15 protein-coding genes and 1 pseudogene are annotated in these 21,007 nt (G+C 64.1%); 5 read left to right on the top strand and 11 right to left on the bottom strand.

Features of this window, described 5'->3' with window-relative positions; genetic code table 11:
- Window positions 1-2 precede the first annotated feature (2 nt).
- Genes HNQ70_RS10235 through HNQ70_RS10220 form a run of 4 tightly spaced genes read right to left on the bottom strand, consistent with a single transcriptional unit; the run spans window position 3 to window position 5,543 of the window.
- Complete coding sequence (locus tag HNQ70_RS10235; RefSeq protein WP_343060729.1) at window positions 3-1,463, bottom strand: HlyD family type I secretion periplasmic adaptor subunit; 1,461 nt, start codon at window positions 1,461-1,463, stop codon at window positions 3-5.
- Complete coding sequence (locus tag HNQ70_RS10230) at window positions 1,460-3,169, bottom strand: type I secretion system permease/ATPase (protein WP_183967069.1); 1,710 nt, start codon at window positions 3,167-3,169, stop codon at window positions 1,460-1,462. The genes HNQ70_RS10235 and HNQ70_RS10230 overlap by 4 nt, the downstream gene beginning before the upstream one ends.
- Window positions 3,166-4,917 carry a type I secretion system permease/ATPase gene (locus HNQ70_RS10225; protein ID WP_183967067.1) on the bottom strand — a complete coding sequence of 584 codons (1,752 nt, stop codon included), beginning with the start codon at window positions 4,915-4,917 and terminating at the stop codon, window positions 3,166-3,168. Before HNQ70_RS10225 ends, HNQ70_RS10230 begins: the two co-directional genes overlap by 4 nt.
- A complete protein-coding gene (locus HNQ70_RS10220) occupies window positions 4,914-5,543 on the bottom strand; it encodes a hypothetical protein (RefSeq protein ID WP_183967065.1) in 630 nt (209 codons plus the stop codon). The genes HNQ70_RS10225 and HNQ70_RS10220 overlap by 4 nt, the downstream gene beginning before the upstream one ends.
- Before the next feature lie 50 nt (window positions 5,544-5,593).
- On the opposite strand from HNQ70_RS10220, the gene HNQ70_RS10215 reads away from it, so the two are divergent.
- The 3 genes from HNQ70_RS10215 (at window position 5,594) to HNQ70_RS10205 (ending at window position 8,423) form a co-directional block, all read left to right on the top strand.
- The gene (locus HNQ70_RS10215) at window positions 5,594-6,262 is read left to right on the top strand and encodes a class I SAM-dependent methyltransferase (RefSeq protein WP_246434898.1); all 669 of its coding nucleotides are present in this window, start codon (window positions 5,594-5,596) and stop codon (window positions 6,260-6,262) included.
- A gap of 61 nt (window positions 6,263-6,323) precedes the next feature.
- Window positions 6,324-7,571 carry a glycosyltransferase gene (locus HNQ70_RS10210; protein WP_183967063.1) on the top strand — a complete coding sequence of 416 codons (1,248 nt, stop codon included), beginning with the start codon at window positions 6,324-6,326 and terminating at the stop codon, window positions 7,569-7,571.
- 48 nt (window positions 7,572-7,619) lie between these two features.
- Window positions 7,620-8,423 (top strand): SapC family protein, encoded by an 804-nt coding sequence (locus HNQ70_RS10205; protein WP_183967061.1) that lies wholly within the window; start codon window positions 7,620-7,622, stop codon window positions 8,421-8,423.
- A 287-nt stretch (window positions 8,424-8,710) separates the two neighbouring features.
- Here HNQ70_RS10205 and HNQ70_RS10200 read toward each other — a convergent pair whose 3' ends face one another.
- From HNQ70_RS10200 to tnpA, 5 genes are all read right to left on the bottom strand, one after another.
- Window positions 8,711-9,205, bottom strand: coding sequence for a DUF2442 domain-containing protein (locus HNQ70_RS10200; protein ID WP_183967059.1), 495 nt, complete (start codon window positions 9,203-9,205; stop codon window positions 8,711-8,713).
- Window positions 9,202-9,429 carry a DUF4160 domain-containing protein gene (locus tag HNQ70_RS10195; protein WP_183967057.1) on the bottom strand — a complete coding sequence of 76 codons (228 nt, stop codon included), beginning with the start codon at window positions 9,427-9,429 and terminating at the stop codon, window positions 9,202-9,204. Before HNQ70_RS10195 ends, HNQ70_RS10200 begins: the two co-directional genes overlap by 4 nt.
- A 166-nt stretch (window positions 9,430-9,595) precedes the next feature.
- Entirely contained in the window at window positions 9,596-11,167 is a 1,572-nt protein-coding gene (gene tnpC / locus HNQ70_RS10190) for an IS66 family transposase (RefSeq protein WP_183967055.1), read from the bottom strand.
- 60 nt (window positions 11,168-11,227) lie between these two features.
- Window positions 11,228-11,575: an IS66 family insertion sequence element accessory protein TnpB gene (gene tnpB, locus HNQ70_RS10185; protein ID WP_183967053.1), complete on the bottom strand. Its 348-nt coding sequence runs from the start codon at window positions 11,573-11,575 to the stop codon at window positions 11,228-11,230.
- The gene (gene tnpA / locus HNQ70_RS10180) at window positions 11,572-11,940 is read right to left on the bottom strand and encodes an IS66-like element accessory protein TnpA (RefSeq protein ID WP_183967051.1); all 369 of its coding nucleotides are present in this window, start codon (window positions 11,938-11,940) and stop codon (window positions 11,572-11,574) included. The genes tnpB and tnpA overlap by 4 nt, the downstream gene beginning before the upstream one ends.
- Before the next feature lie 85 nt (window positions 11,941-12,025).
- Here tnpA and HNQ70_RS10175 point away from each other — a divergent pair.
- Both HNQ70_RS10175 and HNQ70_RS10170 read left to right on the top strand, forming a co-directional pair.
- Window positions 12,026-12,337 (top strand): annotated as a pseudogene (locus HNQ70_RS10175) (transposase); the annotation flags it as partial.
- Between the two features lie 40 nt (window positions 12,338-12,377).
- Window positions 12,378-12,533, top strand: coding sequence for a hypothetical protein (locus HNQ70_RS10170; RefSeq protein WP_183967047.1), 156 nt, complete (start codon window positions 12,378-12,380; stop codon window positions 12,531-12,533).
- Window positions 12,534-12,574: 41 nt separating this feature from the next.
- Here HNQ70_RS10170 and HNQ70_RS10165 read toward each other — a convergent pair whose 3' ends face one another.
- The gene (locus tag HNQ70_RS10165) at window positions 12,575-19,171 is read right to left on the bottom strand and encodes a beta strand repeat-containing protein (protein WP_183967045.1); all 6,597 of its coding nucleotides are present in this window, start codon (window positions 19,169-19,171) and stop codon (window positions 12,575-12,577) included.
- A gap of 282 nt (window positions 19,172-19,453) precedes the next feature.
- Window positions 19,454-21,007: hypothetical protein (locus HNQ70_RS10160; protein ID WP_183967043.1), on the bottom strand; the 1,554-nt coding region annotated here is incomplete at its 5' end.

The raw sequence follows: 21,007 nt of genomic DNA, 5'->3' as shown, positions 1-21,007 counted from the left end.
CCTCATTCCTCCTTCATCGACGCCGCGATGCGACGAGTCAGGGGGCCGAGCAGATAGGTCAGCATCGAGCGCTCGCCGGTCCGGATGATCACCTCGGCCGGCATGCCGGGCTGCATCTGCCGGCCACCGAGCGCCCGCATTCCCTCGGGCGTGACCCGCAGCCGCGCCAGGAAGTAGCTGAACTGCGGGTTGGCCGGATCGGCCAACAGGTCTCCGGACACCGACACCACCCTGCCTTCGACGACCAGTTGCGGCGAGTGCGTGAAGGCAGAGAAGCGGATGTCGGCCGGCAGGCCGGGCGCGACCTTGTCGATCAGGTGCGGGGCGATCTGCGCCTCCAGCAGCAGTTCCTGCTCTCTCGGCACGATGTCCATCAGCTTCTGCCCGGGCTGCACGACGGCGCCAACGGTCTGCACTGCGAGCCCCACCACCTGGCCGGCAGCCGGGGCCACGATATCGACACGCCGCAGCTCGTTGCTGACCGCGGTGTATTTTTCAGCGTCGGCCTGGACCTCGCGCGCGACATCGGCGAGTTGTGCCCCAACCTCCTTGCGGAAGTCGGCCCGGCGCGCGAGCACGCGCTGTTCAAGCTCGGCGATCGTCCGAGTGGCGCGCTCGATCGTGCCCCGCAGATCGGCCTGCGCCGCGTGCAGGTCCGCCATCTGGCGCTCCAGCTCGAGCTGGCGATTGCGCGGGGCATAACCTTCCGCAACCAGCCCGCGCAGCTTGTCCAGTTCCTCCTGCAGCAGCGACTGCTGCCGCTGGCGCTGGGTCATCATCTGCCGCGCCGCCTCGCGCTGCGCGCGCTGGCCCTCCACCGATTCGCGCACGCTCTGCAACTCCGCCTCGAGCCCCTGCCGTCGTGTCCTGAAGAACTGCCGCTGGGTGTCCAGTTGCTGCGCCAGGTAGGAATCTTCCCGCGCGGCGCGCAAGACATCGTCGCGGAAAGCGATCCCGGCAGCGCTGACCTGTTCAGCCAGCAGCCGGCTGTGCATCGCGCTCAGACCGAAATAGCGCTGGCGCACCGCCTCGAAATTCGCGCGGCTGACGGCCTCGTCCAGCCGCACCAGCGCCTGGCCCTGGTCCACCTGGTCGCCCTCGCGCACCAACACCTCCTTGACGATTCCGCCGCTCAGGTGCTGCACCGCCTTGCGTTTGGTGTCGATGGCCACCGTGGCCGGGGTGGGAACGCCTTCGTCGAGCGGCGCGAGCGCCGCCCACAGGACGAAGCCCCCGACGGCCAGCGCAAGCACGCCGAGTCCCATCCGCACTACGCCGCCTGTGTCGGCGTATCGCTGCAGGAGCCGCTGCGGATCCGCGAGCGTCTCTCCGGCTTTCGCGGACTGAAGCTGCGCCGCAGTTCCGGCAGTGTTCATCTGGTTCATGAATCGACCCAATCCTGTTCGATGTCCTTCTGTGGCTTCAAGCGACCGGACGGCGTGCGCGCCGCCGCCCCGTATCACCGCATTCCGGCCAGCACTTCGTCACGCGGGCCGCTCGCCACCACCCTGCCATGAGCGAGGATCAGCAGACGGTCAGCCAGCGAGAGCACCCCTTGCCGATGGCTGATCAGCAGCACGGTCCTGCCCTGCGCCCGAAGCCGGGCCACTGCTGCCTGAAGGGCCTTCTCGCCCTCGTCGTCGAGATTTGCATTGGGCTCGTCCAGCACGACCAGCGCCGGGTTTCCGTACAGCGCGCGCGCAAGACCCACGCGCTGACGCTGGCCCCCGGAAAGGAAGCCGGCGGCGCTTCCCAGGGGGGTGTCGTAGCCCTTAGGCAGCCGCAGGATCATCCCGTGCAGCCCGGCCGCCTGCGCGGCCGCCACGACGCGCTCGGAATCGACGGGCCCCATTCGGGCGATGTTCTCTGCGACGGTGCCGTCGAACAGTTCGATGTCCTGCGGCAGGTACCCGACGTGCACGCCAAGCGATTCACGCGACCATCGGCTCACCGGCTCGCCATCGAGCAGCACCTGTCCGTCGGCCTTCGGCCCGATGCCGAGCAGGCAACGGGCCAGCGTCGACTTGCCCGATCCAGAGGCGCCCATCACCACCGTCACGCTGCCGGGCGACAGGCTGAGATCGACGTCCTCGAGCACAGGCCGTTCCCGGCCCGGCACGCGTACGGTCAGCGCCCGGGCCTCCAGGCGGCCGGCCGGCCGCTCCGGAAGATGGCGCTCGGACACCGGCGGCGCGTTCCGCAGCAGTTCTGCCAGACGCCCCCAGGCCTCTCGGCTGGCGATAAAACCTGGCCAGCCGAACACCAGCAGATCGATCGGCGCCAGCGCCCGCGTCATCAGCACATTGGCTGCGATCATCGCGCCCGGCGTCAATTCCCCCTGGACGACCAGCCAGGCGCCCACCCCGAGACTCATCGCCTGCTGGGTGTGACGAAGGAACTTGCTGAACGCGTTGACGGCGCCGCTTCGCTGCTGCGCCTCACCCGCCTTGAGGAGCCCGTCGTGATGAAGGGACTGCCATCGCGTGAACAGCGCCGAGACCATCCCCATCGCAGTCAGAGCCTCGACGTTGCGCAGTTTCCCCTCCAGGAAGGACTGGGTGCGCGCCTGAGCCCGGGTCGACACCTGGACCGTCTGACGGCTGATCCGATGGCCAGCCCAGGCCGCAAGTGTCTGGACCAGCGCGAAGCACAGCGCGACGATTCCAAGCACCGGATGCAGCAGCCAGAGCACCGCGAGGTAGAAGATCACCCAAGGGCTGTCGAAGAACGCGAACACGCCGTTGCCGGTCATGAACTGGCGCAGCGTGATCAGGTGACCGAAGGCCCGGGAGGGCTCGGTCTCGGCGGGATTCAGGTAGGAGAGAAAGCTGGCCCGGAAGACCCGCTCGCCAAGCGCCTGGTCCAGTCGCACGCCCACGCGGACGAGCAAGCGCGAGCGCGCCCACTCAGCGAAGGCCATCACCGCGAAGAGAAGCAGCGTGATGACGGACACCACCGCCAGCGTGAGCGCGTTCATGCTGCTCAGCACACGATCGTAAACCTGCAGCAGGTAGAGCGTGGGAGTGACCATCAGCAGGTTGACCACCATGCTGAACACGCCGACGACCATGAACTCCCGGCGGAATCGCATGACTGCCGACTGGAGCGGATTGTCGGGCGCAGCCGCAGGTTCGGCTCGATCGGGCGGCGCTGCCGTGCTCGCGCTCATGCCGTGCCTCCCTGGAGCATTCGCGGCGCCGTCGCGGGCGCAGCCGCCTGCCCTCCGGCGCCGGACGGATCGCGCAGCTTCTGCAGGACTTCCACCGTGGGGCCGAACGCCAGTTGCGCGCCCTCGCGCAGGACGAGCAGGCGGTCGGACACCGACAGGACGCCGGTGCGATGGGTATTGATGACGAACGTTGTGCCGGTCGACTTCAAGACCCCGATCGCCCTCAGCAGCGCGGCCTCGCCGATCTCGTCCAGGCTGGAATTCGGCTCGTCGAGCACGACCAGCGCCGGGCGCCCGTACAGCGCGCGCGCAAGCGCCACCCGTTGGCGCTGGCCGCCCGAGAGCAGCGCACCGTCGCGCCCCACCGGAGCGTCGTAGCCTTGTGACAGGGACGCGATGAATTCCTGCAGCCCCACCAAGGCCGCTGCCTCCTGGAGCTTCAGCGCGTCCGGCTGCCCGAAGCGCGCGATGTTCTCGGCCAGGGTGCCGTCGATCAGCTCGACTTCCTGGGGTAGGTAGCCCAGATACGGCCCGAGCTCGTCCTTGTCCCAGGAGAAAACGTCGACGCCGTCCAGCCTCACCTTGCCCGCCTGCGCCGGCCACGCGCCCAGCAGCGCCTTGGCCAGGGAGGTCTTGCCCGAGGCCGACGGGCCGACGACCGCCAGCACCTGCCCAGGCGTCAAGTGGAACTGCAGCCCGCGGAGCACCAGCTGCTGCAGGCCCAGCGGCGCGACGTGCAACTGCTCCACCCTGAGCTCGCCTTTGGGCGGCGGCAACGGCATGGACCGATCGCGCGCCGGGATCTCACGCAGCAGACCCTCCAGCCGCGTGAAGGCGCCAGCGAAGGTGACGATGGCGCTCCACTGCGACACCAGCTGCGTCAAGGGGACCAGCATGCGTCCGCCCAGCACCGAGCTGATGATCAGCATCGCCGGCCCTCCTGCAAGGTTGTTGCCCAGCAGGAGCCAGGCGCTCAGGCCGAGCAGCACCGAGCCCATCAGCTGTTGCAGTGTCTTGGAGGCCGCGGTGAGCGCGCCGGCCGCCTCGGACGCCCTGGCCTGGCTGACCAGGAAGCGGGACTGCCGCTCCTGCCAGCGCCGAAGCACCGACTCGAGCATGCCCATCGAGTGCATCACCTGCGCGTTGCGCAGCGTTACGTCCGCATAGCGGTGCGCCTCCTGGGCGCCGCGCTGCGCTTCCTGAAGCGGAGCGCGGGAGATTCGCTGGTTCATCCACGCCACCAGCGTCTGCAGCGCACCACCGAAGAGCGCCGCCCAACCCAGCACGGGGCTGATCATGAAGATCAGCACGAGCGCCAGCAGCGACATCGGCAGCTCGAAGAGCGCGGTGAGCGCCGGATTCACGAAGAACTCCCGCACGCTTCGCATGTCCGACATCACCCGGGATGTCGAGTGGGGTCTGCCGCTCGCCAGAACGCCCATCGACGCCTGGTAGACCCGCGGAGTCATCCGCAGGTCGAACCGCAGACTACCTGCCCAGAACAGCCGCTGCCTGAGCTTGTCCAGGAGCTCCATCACGGCGAAGGCGGCCGTGGTCGCCAGGGTGAGCATCAACAGCGTCGTCACGCTGCGGCTGTCGACCACCCGACCGTACACCTGGAACATGTAGACGGTCGAGGCAAAACCCAGCAGACCGATCGCCCCGCTCAGCAGCAACCCCATGCGCCACATCGGGCGCATGTCCAGCGCAGCCGCCCGCAGCTCCGAAACCTCGCCAGCCGCCTTCATGCGGGCTCCTCGACGATCAGGTAATCCGGGATGGCCGCAGCGACGGGTGCCGTGGACGCGCGAACCGGGGCCGCAGGTTCGACAAACACCTGCATCGTGGCACCTCCCAACAGCACGAACACCAGCTCGAAGACCCCGCCAGGGCGCTGGCTGAGGAAGATCTCCCGGAGCCGCGCCCGCGAGAACGTCTCCAGCACCGAAGGTGCCAGCGTCAAATGAAAGTGCATACGACCGTCGAGTGTGTAGAGCGAAAGACGCCCCTGGCGAATGCTCAGCGTATGGCTGTCGAAGTACACCGGACAGGACTCTGAGAAGCGCAGCAGCGGCAGCCTGCCCCGCCCGATACGGTTCAGGTTGTAGGGGCTGGCAGGGCTCTGATAGACGAGCCGCGCCATCTTGCTCACCGCGTAGATGGCATTGCAGACCATCTGCGATCCCAGTGCGGGGAACTTCTCGCGCAATTGCCGGTAGTGCGCGTGATGCAGCGCCACGCGGTTCCAGACACGCGTGCGCTGCACGTGCGGCGCCAGTTCGTTGCAGACCTGCGCGAACAGGGTCCGCAAGGCCGAAAGGCGCGCGGCCTGCTGCGGCGTTGTCTCCAAGGAAACCCGAATCATGGAATTCATATATGAATCCAGTATACACTAGTGTTCGTGACTTAAGTGCCGATTCATGATTGCCTTCGCCGTTCGCGACGGCGAGCACCCGGCGCGAACGGTCGGATTCAGTGCAGGGGACGACATCAATGCCGAAATTCCTACACGTTGGTTGCGGCCCGAAGCGCAAGGACCGAACCACCCCGGGATTCAACTCACCGGACTGGACCGAGATTCGCCTGGACATCGACGCGCGCGTGCAGCCTGACATCACAGGCTCGATGACCGACATGGCGGGCGTGCCCAGCGGCAGCGTCGACGCGGTCTTCTCCAGCCACAACATCGAGCATCTGTACCCGCACGAGGTGCCGATCGCCCTGGCGGAGTTCACACGGGTGCTGACGGAAGACGGATTTGCGGTCATCACCTGCCCCGATCTGCAATCGGTATGCGCGTTGATCGCCCAGGACAAACTGGTCGACCCGGCATACACGTCGCCCGCCGGCCCGATCGCACCGATCGACATCGTCTACGGCCATCGGGCCGCCCTTGCCCGGGGCAACACCTACATGGCGCATCGCTGCGGTTTCACCCGCCGCGTGCTGGCAGGGGAGCTTCGCGCGGCGGGGTTCCGCAGCGTGGCCACGCTCGCCCGTTCCAAGGCCTTCGATCTATGGGCGCTCGCCAGCAAGGCCGAACTCGATCAGGAAACGGCCGGCAATCTCGTACGCCAGCACTTTCCGAGGTGAGCGCAGCCCCGCCCGGCCCTGCGCGCTGATCCTGACAACCGCCCACTCTCCGCCGAATCCCTTGAACATCCTCTTCGTCCACCAGAACTTCCCCGGCCAGTTCAAGCACCTGGCGCCCGCCCTGGTGCGCCAGGGGCACGACGTGGCCGCCATGACCCTGCGGCACACCGGAGCCGACCGCTGGGAGGGTGTGCGGCTCTTCCCCTACGGCGTACGCCGGGGCTCGACGGCCAACGTCCACCCCTGGGTTTCGGACTTCGAGACGAAAGCGATCCGCGGCGAAGCCTGCTTCCGGAAGGCCCTGGAGATGCGGGCCGCCGGCTTCACCCCGGACGTCATCGTCGCGCACCACGGCTGGGGGGAGAGCCTGTTCCTGAAGGACGTGTGGCCCCAGGCCAGGATGGGCATCTACTGCGAGTTCTTCTATCGGGCATCCGGCGCGGACGTCGGCTTCGACCCGGAGTTCGCGGCGCGCGACCCCGAAGGCGAGGCCTGCCGCCTTCGACTGAAGAACCTCAACAACCTGCTCCACTTCGGCCTGGCGAACGGCGGCATCAGCCCCACCCAGTGGCAGGCAAGCACCTTCCCGGAGCCCTTCCGGTCCAGCATCACGGTGGTGCACGACGGCATCGACACCGACCTCATCGCCCCGCAGCCGGACGTCACGCTGACACTGAAGGGCCGGTTGGCGCTGAGCCGGCCTGACGAGGTCATCACCTTCGTCAACCGCAACCTGGAGCCCTACCGCGGCTACCACGTGTTCATGCGGGCGCTGTCCGAGATCCTGAGGCGCCGCCCGAATGCCCGGGTGCTCATCGTGGGCGGCAACGACGTGAGCTACGGCGCGCCGCCCAGCGAAGAGCGGTACGGCAGCACCAGGTGGCGGGACGTCCTCAGCGAAGAGGTGAGACCGCGCATCCCCGAAGCCGACTGGGCGCGCGTGCACTTCCTCGGCAACATCCCCTACCAGCAGTTCGTGCCGCTGCTGCAGCTCTCCACCGTGCACGTCTACCTGACCTATCCCTTCGTGCTGTCCTGGAGCCTGCTGGAGGCGATGAGCGCGGGCTGCGCCATCGTGGCCAGCGACACCGCGCCGCTAAGGGAGGCCATCCGGCACGACGAGACCGGACGGCTGGTGGACTTCTTCGACGTGCCGGGCCTTGCGGATGCGGTGTGCCGGCTGCTCGAGAGCCCCGAAGACCGCGAGCGGCTCGGGCGCAACGCCCGTCTGTTCGCGCAGCGAAGCTATGACCTGAAGTCGGTGTGCCTGCCCCGCCAGATCGACTGGATCCGCACGCTTGCCGCCTGACCTCCCGCGCGCCGCAGGCGCGCGCAATACTCACCAAGACAAGCGACCATGCCCAAGCATCAGCCTGTTTCACCCGACACCCACGGCGCAAAACGCTGGAAACGCTACGACGGCTATGCATTCGCCGCGGGCGACACCGCAGCCACACTGGTGGCACAGGAAATGCCGGCCGCCTGCCCGCACTTCCCGGTGGCCTTCCTGCAGCTCGACGGCCACTTCACGCCCGTGGCCGTTCAAGGCCTGCAAGGCGGCCGGAACCTCTTCGTGGCGCCCGACGGCCGCTGGCTCGGCGGTTACGTGCCTGCCGCCTACCGCGGCCATCCGTTCGCGCTGGCCGACACCCCGGACGGGCAGGCGGTGCTCTGCGTGGATGCGGACAGCGGCCTGATCGGCGACACCGAGGGCGAACCCTTCTTCGACGCCGACGGCACGCCGGCGAAGCCCTTGCAGGAGGTCTTCGTCTTCCTGCAGAAAGTGCGCGCCGACCGGCAGGCAACCCAGCGGATCTGCGATGCCCTGGCCGAGGAACGCCTGATCATCCCCTGGCCGCTGACGGTCAAGGACGGCGGGCGGGAGATCAGCCTGCAGGGCCTGCACCGGATCGACGAGGATCGGCTCAAGGCCCTGGGCGCAGAGACCCTGCACCGGCTTCACGGGATGGGGGCCGTGGGCGTGGCCTACGCGCAGCTGCTGTCGCTCCAGCACCTGAAGATCCTGGGCCGGCTGGCGCAACTGCACGCGCAATGGCGAAAGCCAACCGAACCGTCCGCCCCGGCGGAGAACGCCGGCAGCGAAGGCGCGGCGCTGGAGCTGATGGAGCAGAACGGCACCATCAGCTTTGGCGGGGCCTGAACCACCGGCGCCCATGACCACACTGACCCGCTTCACCACCGAATTCAGCGCGGAGCAGGACCGGATCCAGCTGATCGGCGAAGAGGGGCAACAGCCTCGTCACCACTAGATCCCTGAATGCTTGTCCGTATCGCGCCACTTCCTCGCCTCATCGTCGCCCCCGGTTTATCGGTTCCTATCGGGGCGACATCTATCCTGACAGAGGGGGCGCCCGTGCCGGGCGCACAAAGAAGAAGGCCCCGACGGCGTGAACCGTCGGGGCCTTTGGCCAGAAGGAATCGCAGGTGTCAGGCGTGCAGCGCTGCGTACTCACGTGCGGTGGGCAGGCTACGCGGCATCGACCGGGTCTGCGGCTTGACCGCCTCCCAGCCCAAACACGCCAACCAGGTCTGACGGGGGATGGGTTTGTGGGCGGTACGGTAGTAGCTGACCATGCGCCGGCTGATGCCCAGCGCCTCGGCCGCGCCACTCAAGGACAAGCCGTTGCGGGTCATCCAGTCGTCGAACATCTCGTGGCTGACCTCGCCGGCTTGCTCCTTGGCCCAGGCGTAGACGTTGTCCGCGCCGAACTCCTCGTCGATCCACTCGATGCCGTGGCCCCACTCGCTGATGTGGACACGAGCAAACATGGCTGGATCAAGGATGGGGGCCAGGGCCGCATGGCGGCGCAGGCGAGCCTCGACGTCAACCTCCAGCACCTCGCCAGTGCTCCAGGTAGTACGCAGGCGGTACGGCGCAATGGCCTCGACCGCTTGCAGTTGCGGGAAGAAGTAGTCGCTCATGCTCGGTTCCTTTGCCATTGATGTTGTAGGTCGGCCCGGTTGGTCTTGATCCAGGCGAGCGCCTCGCGGATTTCCCGCTCAGCAACCCGGCCTTTGATCTCGAAGTTGTCCAGGTCCACGGTACAGTCCCGGCCATCGCGTAGCTTGACGTGTACGTGCGGTGGCGGGTGGTCGTCCAGGTACATCACGACCCGGCTGCTGTCGAAGCGCTGAAGGGTGCTCATGGGGTTAGTCTAGTGCAATGGTTGCTCTACAGCAATCCTCTTCATGGCCCCGGTCACCACGTCCGCCACCGTCTGGCTGGCAGCGCGCAGAGTCTGGTTGTCCAGGCGGGCGTAGCGGGTGGTTAGTAACCGTCCGCTCGGCACCGTCTCGCCGAGCGCTGGCTGTTCAGGCAGCCAGCGCCTCGGGCTGAGCCGATGAGGTCGTCGTGGTCAGCGAGATCCGCCACGGCAGCAATTCCTCGATCCGGTTGATCGGATGATCGGCAATCCGCTCCAGCACCGCGCGCAGGTAGGCCTCGGGATCGAGCCCGTTGAGCTTGGCCGTGCCCAGCAGGCTATAGATCGCGGCGGCGCGCTCGCCGCCGGCGTCCGAGCCGGCAAACAGGTAGTTCTTACGCCCCAGCGCCACGTCGCGGATCGAGCGCTCAGCGGCGTTGTTGTCGATCTCGATGCGCCCGTCTCCGACGTAACGGGTGAGCGCCATCCAGCGTGTCAGCGCATAGCGGATCGCCACCGCCAGCGCGCTCTTGCGGGCGATCTTCGTCAGCGTGGATTCGAGCCAGGTCTTCATGTCATCGAGCAATGGTCCGGCGCGCGCCTTGCGCTCGGCGCGCCGCTCGTGCGGCGGCTTGCCCCGGATCTCGGCCTCGATCTCGTAGAGTTTTCCGATGCGGCGCACGGCCTCGGCGGCAACCGGCGAGCGCTCGGCCTGCTCGAGGTCGTAGAACTTCCTGCGCACGTGCGCCCAGCACGCCGCTTCCTTGATCGTTTCGTCCTCGTAGAGCCGATCGAAGCCGGCATAGCCGTCGGCCTGCAGGATGCCCCGGAACTGCTTCAGGTGCTGCTGCGGATGCTCGCCCTTGCGGTCCGGCGTGTAGCGCAGCCACATCGCGGGCGGATCGGCCGAGCCGCTGGGCCGGTCGTCGCGCACGTAGGTCCACAGCCGTCCGGTCTTCGTCGTGCCGCGCCCGGGCTGCAGCACGTCCACCGGCGTGTCGTCGGCGTGCAGCTTCTCGGCGGCCATCACGTGCCGGCCCAGTGCCTGCTCCAGCGGCTCGAGCAATTTCGCGACCGACCCCACCCAGTCGGCCAGCGTCGAGCGCTCGAGCTCCACGCCCTGGCGGGCGTAGATGCCCGACTGCCGATACAACGGCAGGTGATCGGCGTACTTGGACACCAGCACGTGCGCCAGCAGCCCCGGGCCGGCCAAGCCCCGCGCAATCGGCCGGCTCGGCGCCGGCACCTGCACGATCCGCTCGCAGCAGGTGCACGCCATGCGCGGGCGCACGTGGCGGATCACCTTGAAGCTGGCCGGCACGTACTCCAGCATCTCGGCGATGTCCTCGCCGATCGTCTTCATGCTGTTGCCGCACTCGGGGCAGCCAGCCTCGGGCTCGTGTCGCACCGTCTCGCGCGGCAGGTGCTCGGGCAGCGGGCGGCGCACCGGCGCCTGCTTCGCGACCTTCGCCTCGGTCACCGCTTCGGGCTGCGTGCGGGCCTGCTCTTCCTCGAGATCCTCGACGATCAGCTCGAGCTGCTCGATCTGCGCATTGAGCTTCTCCGAGCTGCGCCCGAACTGCATGCGCTTGAGCTTGGCGATCTGCAGCTTCAGGTATTCGATCAGCGTCTGCTGCGCGCGTACGTTGTGCCGCTCGACCTCCAACTGCGCCTCGCGCTCGAGCACCAGGCGCTTGAGCGCCTCGATGTCGTCGGGCAGTTGAGCGGACGCGGTTCGCATGTCGTCAAGTGTACGGGCGACACGCTCGTCGACAAAACAGCCGTCGTCCCGAGAACCGCGCTAGACGGCCATCTCCGGCTGCCAGGTACGTGCCGGGCGTCGCCAGTCGATGCCTTCGAGCAGCATCGACAGCTGCGCCGGGCTCAGGTACACCGCGCCGCTGTCGGCCTGCGGCCAGACGAAGCGGCCGCGCTCCAGGCGCTTCAGGTACAGGTTCATCCCATCGCCGCTCCACCACAGCAGCTTCACCTGATCGCCGCGGCGGCCGCGGAACACGAACACGTGGCCGGCGAACGGGTCCTTCTCCAGCGCGGTCTGCACCAGCGCCGCCAGCCCGTTCATGCCCTTGCGCATGTCGGTAGCGCCCGCCGCGATCCACACCCGCGTGCCCGCGGGCAGCGCGATCATCGCAGCGCCCGTACGATCGCCTCGATCTGTGCAGCCGAGGCCGTCGCGCCGACCGCGATCACCGCATCGCCGATCCGGATCTCGATGCACGCGGCCTCGACCGGCACTTCGGCACCTGCTGGCGGATCGGCCAGCACCACCGGCAGCAGCGGCGCGAGCTTGCGGGTCTCCTTGTGCACCCGCTCGATCCACTTGCGCACCAGGTTCGGGTTGAGCCCGTGCGCGACCGCGATGCCCGCCACCGAGGCGCCGGGCTGCAGGCAGCGAGCGACGATCTCCCGCTTGAACTGGACTGTGTACCAGCGCCGACCCGCCGAATCGACCTTCGCGACGCCAGCCTGCTCTCGATTCCCATCTGTCGTCAAAATTGGTGTCCACCCACGAATTGGTGGACACCATCTTCGGCGCCGGCGCAGCTCAGCTCAAGACGGGGCTGACCGTACGGTTACCCAGCGACCGATCCTGCATTCGGACCAAGGGTGGCAATACCGCATGCCCGCGTTCCGCCAACGTCTTCATCAAAGCGAGGTTGTCCAGAGCATGTCTCGGAAGGGCAACTGCTATGACAACGCAGCCATGGAGAGCTTCTTCGGAACGCTGAAGTGCGAGCTGTTCCAGCTCAACAAGTTCGACACGACCGAGACGTTCAAAGACGCCCTCCACGACTACATTCGCTACTACAACGAAGATCGCATCAAGCTCGGGCTCGGAGGCCTGAGCCCAGTGGCGTACAGGATGCAAGCCGCCGCGGCGACCGCATGAGACCAGAACTGTCCAGGTTTCGGGGGTCAGATCAGAATTGGTGGACACCATCTTCGGTGCCGTCGCAGCTCAGCTCAAGATGGGGCTGACCGTACGGATACAAGATTTCCAGCATAGTTTCTCATGGAATGCGGTCACCGTCGTGAACCCGCTTGCGCAAACGACCTCTCCCCTGCTGGCGAGGCTGATCATTTGAGGGGTGGGCAGAGTGACCTGCCCCTCCAGCTGCTCTGACGTTCAGGCGATTACATTCGCTGCATCGATCTTCGTATTGTCTACTCCGACGAGGATGATGACCTCGTCCGCCGTACCGTCCGAGTTGTAATCGATGAACAAGTAACCATTGGAAGCGTCGAACTGGAACGCATACAGCTGCGACGCTTGAGAAGTGTCGTTCAATGCGCCCAGGGCGCCCAGGGCAATATTTGCCGCTGCCAGTGCCGCGTTGAAGTCGGTAACCTCCCCCCCAGCCTCGACGTAGTTACCCGTGCCCGCCGTACCATCGCCTGACAGCCCTAACCTCAAGCGGTCGCTGCTATCGACATTGAAATCGTAAATCGTGTCCGCCGTTGCTACGGTGATCCCGGAGTCACCAGCCTGGAACACGAAAGTATCGTCACCCAACCCGTCTACGCCAGTGGGGACGCCAGCGACGCCACCAAACTGCTGCCCCCCAAACAGCTTGTCTGCACCTTGCCCCCCCACGATAACGTCATTGCCGGATTCACCGTAAATGATGTCGTTGCCCGCGCCGCCATAAATTTCATCGGCACCACCGCCGCCGTAGATCGTGTCGGCCCCTCCGTCACCGTACAGACGGTCGTCACCCAAGTCATTTCCCGGGTCGAAGTTGTCGTCTCCATCACCGCCATGGACAGTGACACCAGGCCCGGCACCCCTGGCCCATCCGATCATATCGTTACCCTGACCGCCATAAGCGACATCGAATGGAGTGAAGGGTCCGTTGCCAACTTCGCCAATCGTGTCGCCTGCGGTCGTTCCAAGCGCATAAACGAATCCACTGGGATCCGTGACAACTCTGGCGCCAGCATCAATCACTGAAAAAACACCATATCTGACAACCGTCTGCTCTTGGACTGTTGTGGTGGTATTAGCTGCAATGGCCGCATTGTCGACGTTTGTGCCCCCGATTCGGATCGTTGCTGCCTTGTTCGTCGTTATTTGAACTCCAGTTGCAGCCGAAACAAACGTAGCAGACAGAACCTCCAGGAGAACACCCGGTTGCCAAAAATCATCGTAATCGAAGCCGCCGCCGGTCACCTCGATAACGGCAAGCACTCGGAACTCGTTGAGCGACGTGGCGTCATCAGTACCGGCGTCGCTGTAGGTGCCAAGCCACCAATCGTTGGCACCTGAACCCTTCACCGAGAACAAGACGGTACCGTCGTTCAAATCCGTGAGATCGTAGGCCCCCTGGATCGCGGACTCCACTCCGCTGATCGACGATACGCTCGAATCGGTCACGATGAGCAGTTCCGCGACCGCCTCCACCGGGCTATTCAGACCGACGGAACTCGTCATGTAGCCGAGATTCGCACCGTTACCGCGATCGACCCAATCAGTGATCTCGACCAGATCAGTGTTCACGCCATTTCCGCTGAATCCGGAAACCAGGTCCCAGCCGTCATTAGCGCCGAGTGCGCCACCATCGCCAGAACCCATCTTCAAGAGGTCGTAACTCGCGACGCTCGTCAGGATGATCGTGTCTGCGCCGGTTCCGCCGACGATCGTGTTGCTGCCCGCCCCGCCGAGGATCCTGTCCGCGCCTTCGGCGCCGATGAGCGTATCGTTGCCGCCACTACCATTGATGGTGTCGGCGCCATCCCCTCCCACGAGGCTGTCGTCAGCGGCACCTCCCGTGATGGAATCGGCGGCAGCCGACCCCGTGATGGTGGTGGCACCTCCGGTGTTGGTCACGGTGTAACCCTGCGTCGCGGAGCCGGATGTACTTACTGCGGCGCCGCTGAGGTTTACCGCAAGACCATTCGTCGTAATGTCGGCGTTGGCGTAGGTGTTCGTGCCGAGGTTAACGGTGTCGCCATCAGCGCTCCATGCGGAATGGATCGTGGCGATGACGCTTGCCCCTTGGCTGATGATCACATCGTCGGTACCACCGCGACCTAGATCCGTGATGGTGTCCGTTCCCGACGTGATCCGGAAGGTGTCCAAACCATCATGTCCAGTCAGACGGTCGTTGCCGGCACCGCCATCGATCACGTCATCGCCCTGAAAGGCATTGATGGTGTCGTTGCCCCCGCCCCCGCTTATGGTGTCCGAGCCAGCACCACCCTCGAGCGTGTCGGCACCGCCGAGGTTCGTGCCGTCGACCACCAGGCGATGCCCGGCCGTGGTGGCGCCGCCGGTCAGCCTGATCCCGTGCGTCATCGCCAGCGCGGCATTCACCGTCACCGTCGTGTCGGCCGTCCCGTCCCCGTTGGCATCGGCGTCCACGTAGGCGCCGTCGGCCAGGGTGAGATCGAAACCCGCGGCGTTGTGGTTCAGGGAGATGAGCTCCACGCCCGTCACGCTGGCGCTCAGCAAGTTCGCACCGTAGGTGCCCGCGGCATCCAGGCGGAGGGTATCGACGCCGCCCGTGTTGGAGCCACCGGTCACCGTCTCCCCGGCCACGAAGTCGGCAACTGCGGAGACCACGAACGTGTCACGGCCGGCGCCGCCGTCCAGGCTGTCCAGACCGCCGCCACCGATGATGATGTCATCACCGAACGAACCGGTAATCGCATTACCGGCGCTCGAATCGTAGACGGTGAACCCGTCCGTCTGCCGAGAGAGGTCGAGTGCAAGGGGAGCGGAGACGTCATTCGTGATCTGGATCGTCTCGAGGTTGACGATCTGCTGATCGCTCATTCCGTTCAGACCCGGACTGTCGTCCGAAATCACGAGCATATCGTCGCCTCGCCCTCCGTTCAGGGTCGCGGTACCGCCCCCAACGGTGAAGTCGTACTGGAGACTCATCGTCTCGAAGCCCGAGTCAGCGTTCGTGACTTCGACGAAGTAGCTAACTTTCTCGTCCCTCAGGAAAAAAGTCTGGTTGCCACCATTTGGGACCGAGAAGACGACGCTGGCGGGTGTGGTCGTTCCGCCCAGGTTGTTCACCTGAGAAACGATGCTGAACTGCGAGTCGGTGATTCGCGTCACGGTGTATGGGACGTCGGCCGTGAAAACGAAATTCGATACATTGAACGAAGAGGAGAACGTAACCTCGTCACCGCTCAGCATTCCATGGTTCGCCATGGTGACAGTCAGAACGCCGTTAGCATCGCCATTGATGTCAGCCTGTGCGACCACGACAGGCGCCGAAATCGACGTAAAACTGAAATTGGTATTGACGCTTTGCGTGACCGTTGCGGTACTCGCCGCGGTGAAGGAAAACTGGTTGGCGTTCGCGCTCGTTACGACCCAGACACCGTTGAAATCGATGCCACCTGCAGCCGTCGCACCGACGATCTCCACCGAGTTACCCACTTGCATTCCGTGATTGCCGTAATTGACCGTCACGGACGACTGGCCCGAGATAATCGTGAAGAAAGCAGGATTGCCCTGACCATCCTTTAAGACAGCGCCGTCGAGCGTCGCGACCCCGTCAGGCGATTGAGTGAGAGAAGTCCCGAGCCCCCGAGTGTCCCGCAGAGTGAAGGTATTTCCATTGACTCCGATGAATACATCGTCCGCGGCTGTGAGGGGGTCGGCGTCGAGACGATCGGTGCCGTCATAGACCTTGATCGTGCTGCCCGCGCTGATGTTCCCGGGCACGCCAAAGCTCGCCGTGCCAACCGTTGCCACCCCGGCAGTCACACCAGCAAGACCGATACTCTCCGTGAATTTGTTGGCCGTAAACGTAAACGTGTCAGCCGTGACGCCCGAAATCTGGTAGGCGCCGTTGAAGTCGACGCCGTTGTCCGACTCGGCTCCCGTTATCTGGATCCAGTCCCCATTCGACAACCCGTGACCTTCATAACTGACCGAGACAAGGGCACTCCCCTGCGCCGTGGTGAAAGGATTTTCCTTCTCACCAAGCGAACGAAAGAATTGTCCTGAGAGCACGAAACGCCCGCCGCCGGGAACTACAACCTTGGCGTCCTGTGCGATCGACGTCTCTATCGTGTCGTCAGCATTGTTGCTGTATCCAACTGCCGTTAGGCTCGGCGTGTAGATCGTGATCGGCGTCAGGGTCGCGGAATTGTAGACATCCAGTTCTCCATCGTAGATCGCGAAGTCCTCAGCAAAGAGACGACCGTTGATTTCAGCGATCTTGATCGCCTCACCCGCAGTCACGATCGCGTCACGCGAGTAGACCCAGTAGATGAACGTCTCCTCATCCGAGTGGACCGCCATGAACTGGTTGATGGACTGCCTCGGATTCAGGGTCGTAAACTGAATCGCGGGCGCATAGCCGTCTCCTGCATCCGCGCTCTGAAAGAAATTCAGCAGGCCGATGTTGTCGATATTGCTCGCAGCGTCGGTTGCAGCGGTGGTGTCGACGTTATTCTGCGCAGTCAGAACCGTGAGGAAGTTGTCCGCAATGTTCCCACTGTAGGTGGCATGCTGGTGTGGAATGGTCCAGTTCAAGACACCGCCCACGATCCCGCCAGCGCCAAGCGCAAGACCCGATGCGATTAGCGGATAGCCGGCCGCGGCGAGAAATCCCGTTGCAACCAGCGCTGTACCCGCAGCGAACATGCCGGCACCGATGGCTGCAGTCGAGACATCTGCATACGAGTCCGAGCCGTCGACAAAGCCGGGACCGTTAACGTGCTGCTGATTCGAAGGCAGCGCACCACTGGGACCGTAAAACACGTCATGCAGAAAGTTGATCTGAGGGTCGTAGGCAACCGCGGCGGTGTAAGTCTGCCGTCCCGCAACGGGGGTGCCAGACAGGGTTACCGACGCTTCCGTCAGGTTGTCCGCCGCCTCGGTTCCGCGCATGATCGTGCCCGTCACGGCCTCCAACACCTTCTTGTTGAGATAGACCTTGTCGCCTGCATCGAAGCCGGTGGCGAAGACCCGGCCAGCATAGGTGTCGTAGTAGATACGGTCGGCACCATCGCCGGCAGTGACGGCGCCTGCAACCACCAGGTTGTCACCACTGTTCCCGTACAGCCAGTCGCTGCCGCTGCTTGCGATGATGGTGTCGTTGCCGCCGAGGCCTCGGGCGACGATCTTGCCTTCGTTGACGACACGGTTGCCGCTGAGGTCGATCTTCTCCGGGTCGGAACCAATCGCGTCGCGCACGTAACCGACCGCCCCGCTACCGTCGGCGGTTCCCAGACCCTCGATCACCGCCGTGCCATTGGCCAGCACTCGCAGCCAGTCCACCCCGGCTGTCCAGTCCCGGATCACATCCGTGGCCACCCGCGTCGCCAGGTCCGCAATCTCCTCCGCCCCCGAACGCGCCAGTCTCCCGCCAGGGTCCGTAACCAGCGGCGCGGCTCCCGCCAACCGCGTGTTGTCGAACGTGCTCGTCATGAGCACGTCCCCCGTCGACCCAGCGCCGATGTTTCCAACACCGAAAAAGTCCGCGCCATCTCCCCCGGTCACCCGGTTGCCGCCAAGCACAAGGTTCCCGGAACCATCGACCAGCGCCGTCGTGTAACTGCTCGTGCCGCCGAACAGATAGTCCGAGCCCGAGCCCGCAACCAGCTCATCGTTACCGCCGAACCCATACAGCGCCACGTGCGGCGTCGACAGCGTCAGCCCGTTACCCGCCGTACTTGCCCCTGTCCTCGTTACGCTCTCGCCCGCCGCCGTACCAAGGTACACCTCATTGAAACGGTTGTACGCGCGCGAGTCCTCATCGCGCACGTACACACGCAGATGCCCGTCGATCGCATCGGACTGCTGCGCCACCAGCAGATCATGGTTGTGAAACGCATCCGCCACCGATACCGTCGACCACCTCAGCGCCTGCGACTGCTGGTTCTCGATCTCGTCTTGCGGGGACGCCTCGTCGTCGAACCAGTCCTCGATGACCGCCGCGCCGAAGAACACATTCTTCGACGTGAAATTGATCGACCCGAAACTGGCGTGCAGGAACGAATCCAGGTAGGTGTCCTGCACATAATCACTGAGATCGATATTCTCGAAGCCCCCGCGCGACCCATTGTTCGGAAGATCGCCGTCACCAAGACGCTTGGTCACCACGCTGTTATTGCGATCCCGGTACTGAACCGTCTCGATCTCGCCGTAATTGCCACGCGTATCGGCCGTCGAGTACGACGCGACTGCACCGTCGACCAGATGCACGATGTTGCCGCTGAACAGCGAATACGCCTGGACCGAGTTGTCACCGAACCGCTTGGTCAGCCAGTACGTGTCCTGGCCTTGCGCAACAATGTCAGGGTTCGTCGTCAGCGTCACCTGATCGATCCCCCGCCCCAGGAAGATCTCCGAGTCTCGATAAGCGTTCTCGAAGCGGATATCGTGGTTCCCCACGCCAGCTTCGATCGACCTGAACGAACCATCGGTGGTAAAGCCGTGGACCGAAACCTGGTGCAGGTCGACCGTATAACCCGGCGCCGCACTCACGTACTCGACGTTCTTGATCGCCAGCCGAAAACTCGCGTTCTTCGCGAACACGATCGCATCGTTATCCCGCGCAAGCCAAGCATTCGTCTGCTGACCAAGATCAACCAGCGCCGCCCAACTCGAACGCACAATCGGCGTCTGCTCCAGACGCAGCTGATCACTCGTCGCGTACGCACCCGACGTAATTCGACTCCAAAACTGCGTCGCAGTCCCCGCCGAATCAAACACCGACCAGTGATTCAACAACGCATTCGTCTTGAACAGTGCCATTTTCTCTCTCTCTATTTATCCCATTTTCTGCACAGCGAATTGAGCCTGCCCGATGGTCACCGGGCAGACACTTCGCACTGCCGGCAGCAACTGAATCAGGACACCTACCGGCACACAAACGAACTCCAGTGCACTCTCCGAGTTCGCATCGCTCGAGCAGAGGGATGACTTACAGTTCAGCGTAACCAACCCATATCACTTGGCTACGCGGCGGCAGATTTTCCGGCGCAAAAAGGGGGCGTAACCCTCTCGGATCGCGCCCCCAACACTCAGATACCTGAATCAGGCGAAGTTCTGCCCGGCGAGCGTGTTGGCCCCAATGTCAACCAGGATCCCGACAAGCTCGATCGAGTCTGCGTCATAGTTACCCGCCCACTCGTTCGAGACGAAGTCGAGCCCGTCGCCTTCGTCAACGGTGATCTGGTAGATGTAGGCATCAGCCGGATCCGCCGCCGAAGCGCCTCCCGTCCCACGGTAGAAAATCACCGTGTAGAAGCCGTCGTTCAGACCCAGCAGCGCATCTCCATCACCGCTGTTGCTCAGAAGCGCAGCCACCGCGGCAAGGTTGGCGTAGTTCACGAGCTGGAAGGTCTGGGTCGCGTCGAGCTCGATAACCGAACCCGATGCAACGCCGGTCAGGTCAGTCTGGTTGAGCACGGCGTTCTCAACGAAGATGGCGTTCGACAGGTCAACAGCCCCCCAGAACGATTCGATCACGTCAGCACCATCGACGTCGCCGGCGGTGAAGCCTGTGATCGTGACTGCGTAGGTACCGTCCGTACCGTTCCAATCGGATACTGACTGACCATAAGTACCAGTAAAGTTCCGGTCTTGCGTTGCACCAGTTGCATTCGGATCGATGATATCAGGGTCATTTCTTGTACTGGCAATGAAACCATTCAAGACGGCACCACCCTCAGCATCCGTTTCATTAGCTGGTACTTGTGAGAAACCATCCCAGGAAGTCCAGTTATCAATCAAGGAAGGAACACTCGTCACTTCACCATTTCTAATTTCAACAGTATCACGACCACCTGCAGATAGATCGACCGTCAGGCTGCTACGAACAGCGTCCACTGCGGAAGTAATGATTCGATCGTTGCTTGTACCACCTTTGACACTGACATTGCCATCTACCTGGGTGAAAACGTTGCCGGTTGCATTCGCCAAAACGTAAGTCTCAACGTCACCCTGGCCCGTGAAAGTACCGGCCGTCGTCAAGGTTACTGTGTCAACGTTGGCACCGGTTTCATTGCCACCACCTGCCGAGATGCTCATGGCTTCGTGCTGGGCCAGGGTCATGGTGATTCCGCCAGTCAGGCTCAGTGTTTCTGCGGTAGTTGCACCACCACCGTTCACACCAGCAATGTTGGCCCCGTCGGTCGCAGTGATCACATCAATGCCACCTTGCAGGTCATAAGTACCAGTCACCGTCAGACCAGCAACATTGACCGTGTCAGCCGAAGCCGCACCCGTGATGTTCACATCCAGGTTGCCCGCATTGACATTGATCGTGTTGACCTCAGCAGCAACACCGGCCAGAACGTACTGGTCAATCTCAACTTCAGCATTGATCGCTGTTCCAGCGCCCGCAGCCGAGAACGTCACCTGGTCAGCCGTACCAGCAGCCGTCACCGTCGTGAACGCTTCGTGCTGGGCTACCGTCATCGTCACCCGAGAACCCAGGCCAGCACCAGCGCCGTTTGTTGCCAAAACCAGCGTCTCGGCAGTTGTATCAACACCACCGTTCACACCAGCAATGTTGGCCCCGTCGGTCGCAGTGATCACATCAATGCCACCTTGCAGGTCATAAGTACCAGTCACCGTCAGACCAGC

It is taken from the genome of Quisquiliibacterium transsilvanicum (assembly GCF_014202215.1).
In the GTDB taxonomy this organism is placed as follows: Bacteria; Pseudomonadota; Gammaproteobacteria; order Burkholderiales; family Burkholderiaceae_E; genus Quisquiliibacterium; species Quisquiliibacterium transsilvanicum.
Note: the sequence above shows the minus strand (reverse complement) of the source record. Positions and strands in the feature narration are given on the sequence as shown.

Excerpts from the sequence above, each read along its gene's own strand:
- HNQ70_RS10230 (WP_183967069.1), bottom strand. The coding sequence starts at position 3,169 with ATGAGCGCGAGCACGGCAGCGCCGCCCGATCGAGCCGAACCTGCGGCT.
- HNQ70_RS10225 (WP_183967067.1), bottom strand. The coding sequence starts at position 4,917 with ATGAAGGCGGCTGGCGAGGTTTCGGAGCTGCGGGCGGCTGCGCTGGAC.
- HNQ70_RS10220 (WP_183967065.1), bottom strand. The coding sequence starts at position 5,543 with ATGAATTCCATGATTCGGGTTTCCTTGGAGACAACGCCGCAGCAGGCC.
- HNQ70_RS10205 (WP_183967061.1), top strand. The coding sequence starts at position 7,620 with ATGCCCAAGCATCAGCCTGTTTCACCCGACACCCACGGCGCAAAACGC.
- HNQ70_RS10200 (WP_183967059.1), bottom strand. The coding sequence starts at position 9,205 with ATGAGCGACTACTTCTTCCCGCAACTGCAAGCGGTCGAGGCCATTGCG.
- HNQ70_RS10195 (WP_183967057.1), bottom strand. The coding sequence starts at position 9,429 with ATGAGCACCCTTCAGCGCTTCGACAGCAGCCGGGTCGTGATGTACCTG.
- tnpC (WP_183967055.1), bottom strand. The coding sequence starts at position 11,167 with ATGCGAACCGCGTCCGCTCAACTGCCCGACGACATCGAGGCGCTCAAG.
- tnpB (WP_183967053.1), bottom strand. The coding sequence starts at position 11,575 with ATGATCGCGCTGCCCGCGGGCACGCGGGTGTGGATCGCGGCGGGCGCT.
- HNQ70_RS10165 (WP_183967045.1), bottom strand. The coding sequence starts at position 19,171 with ATGGCACTGTTCAAGACGAATGCGTTGTTGAATCACTGGTCGGTGTTT.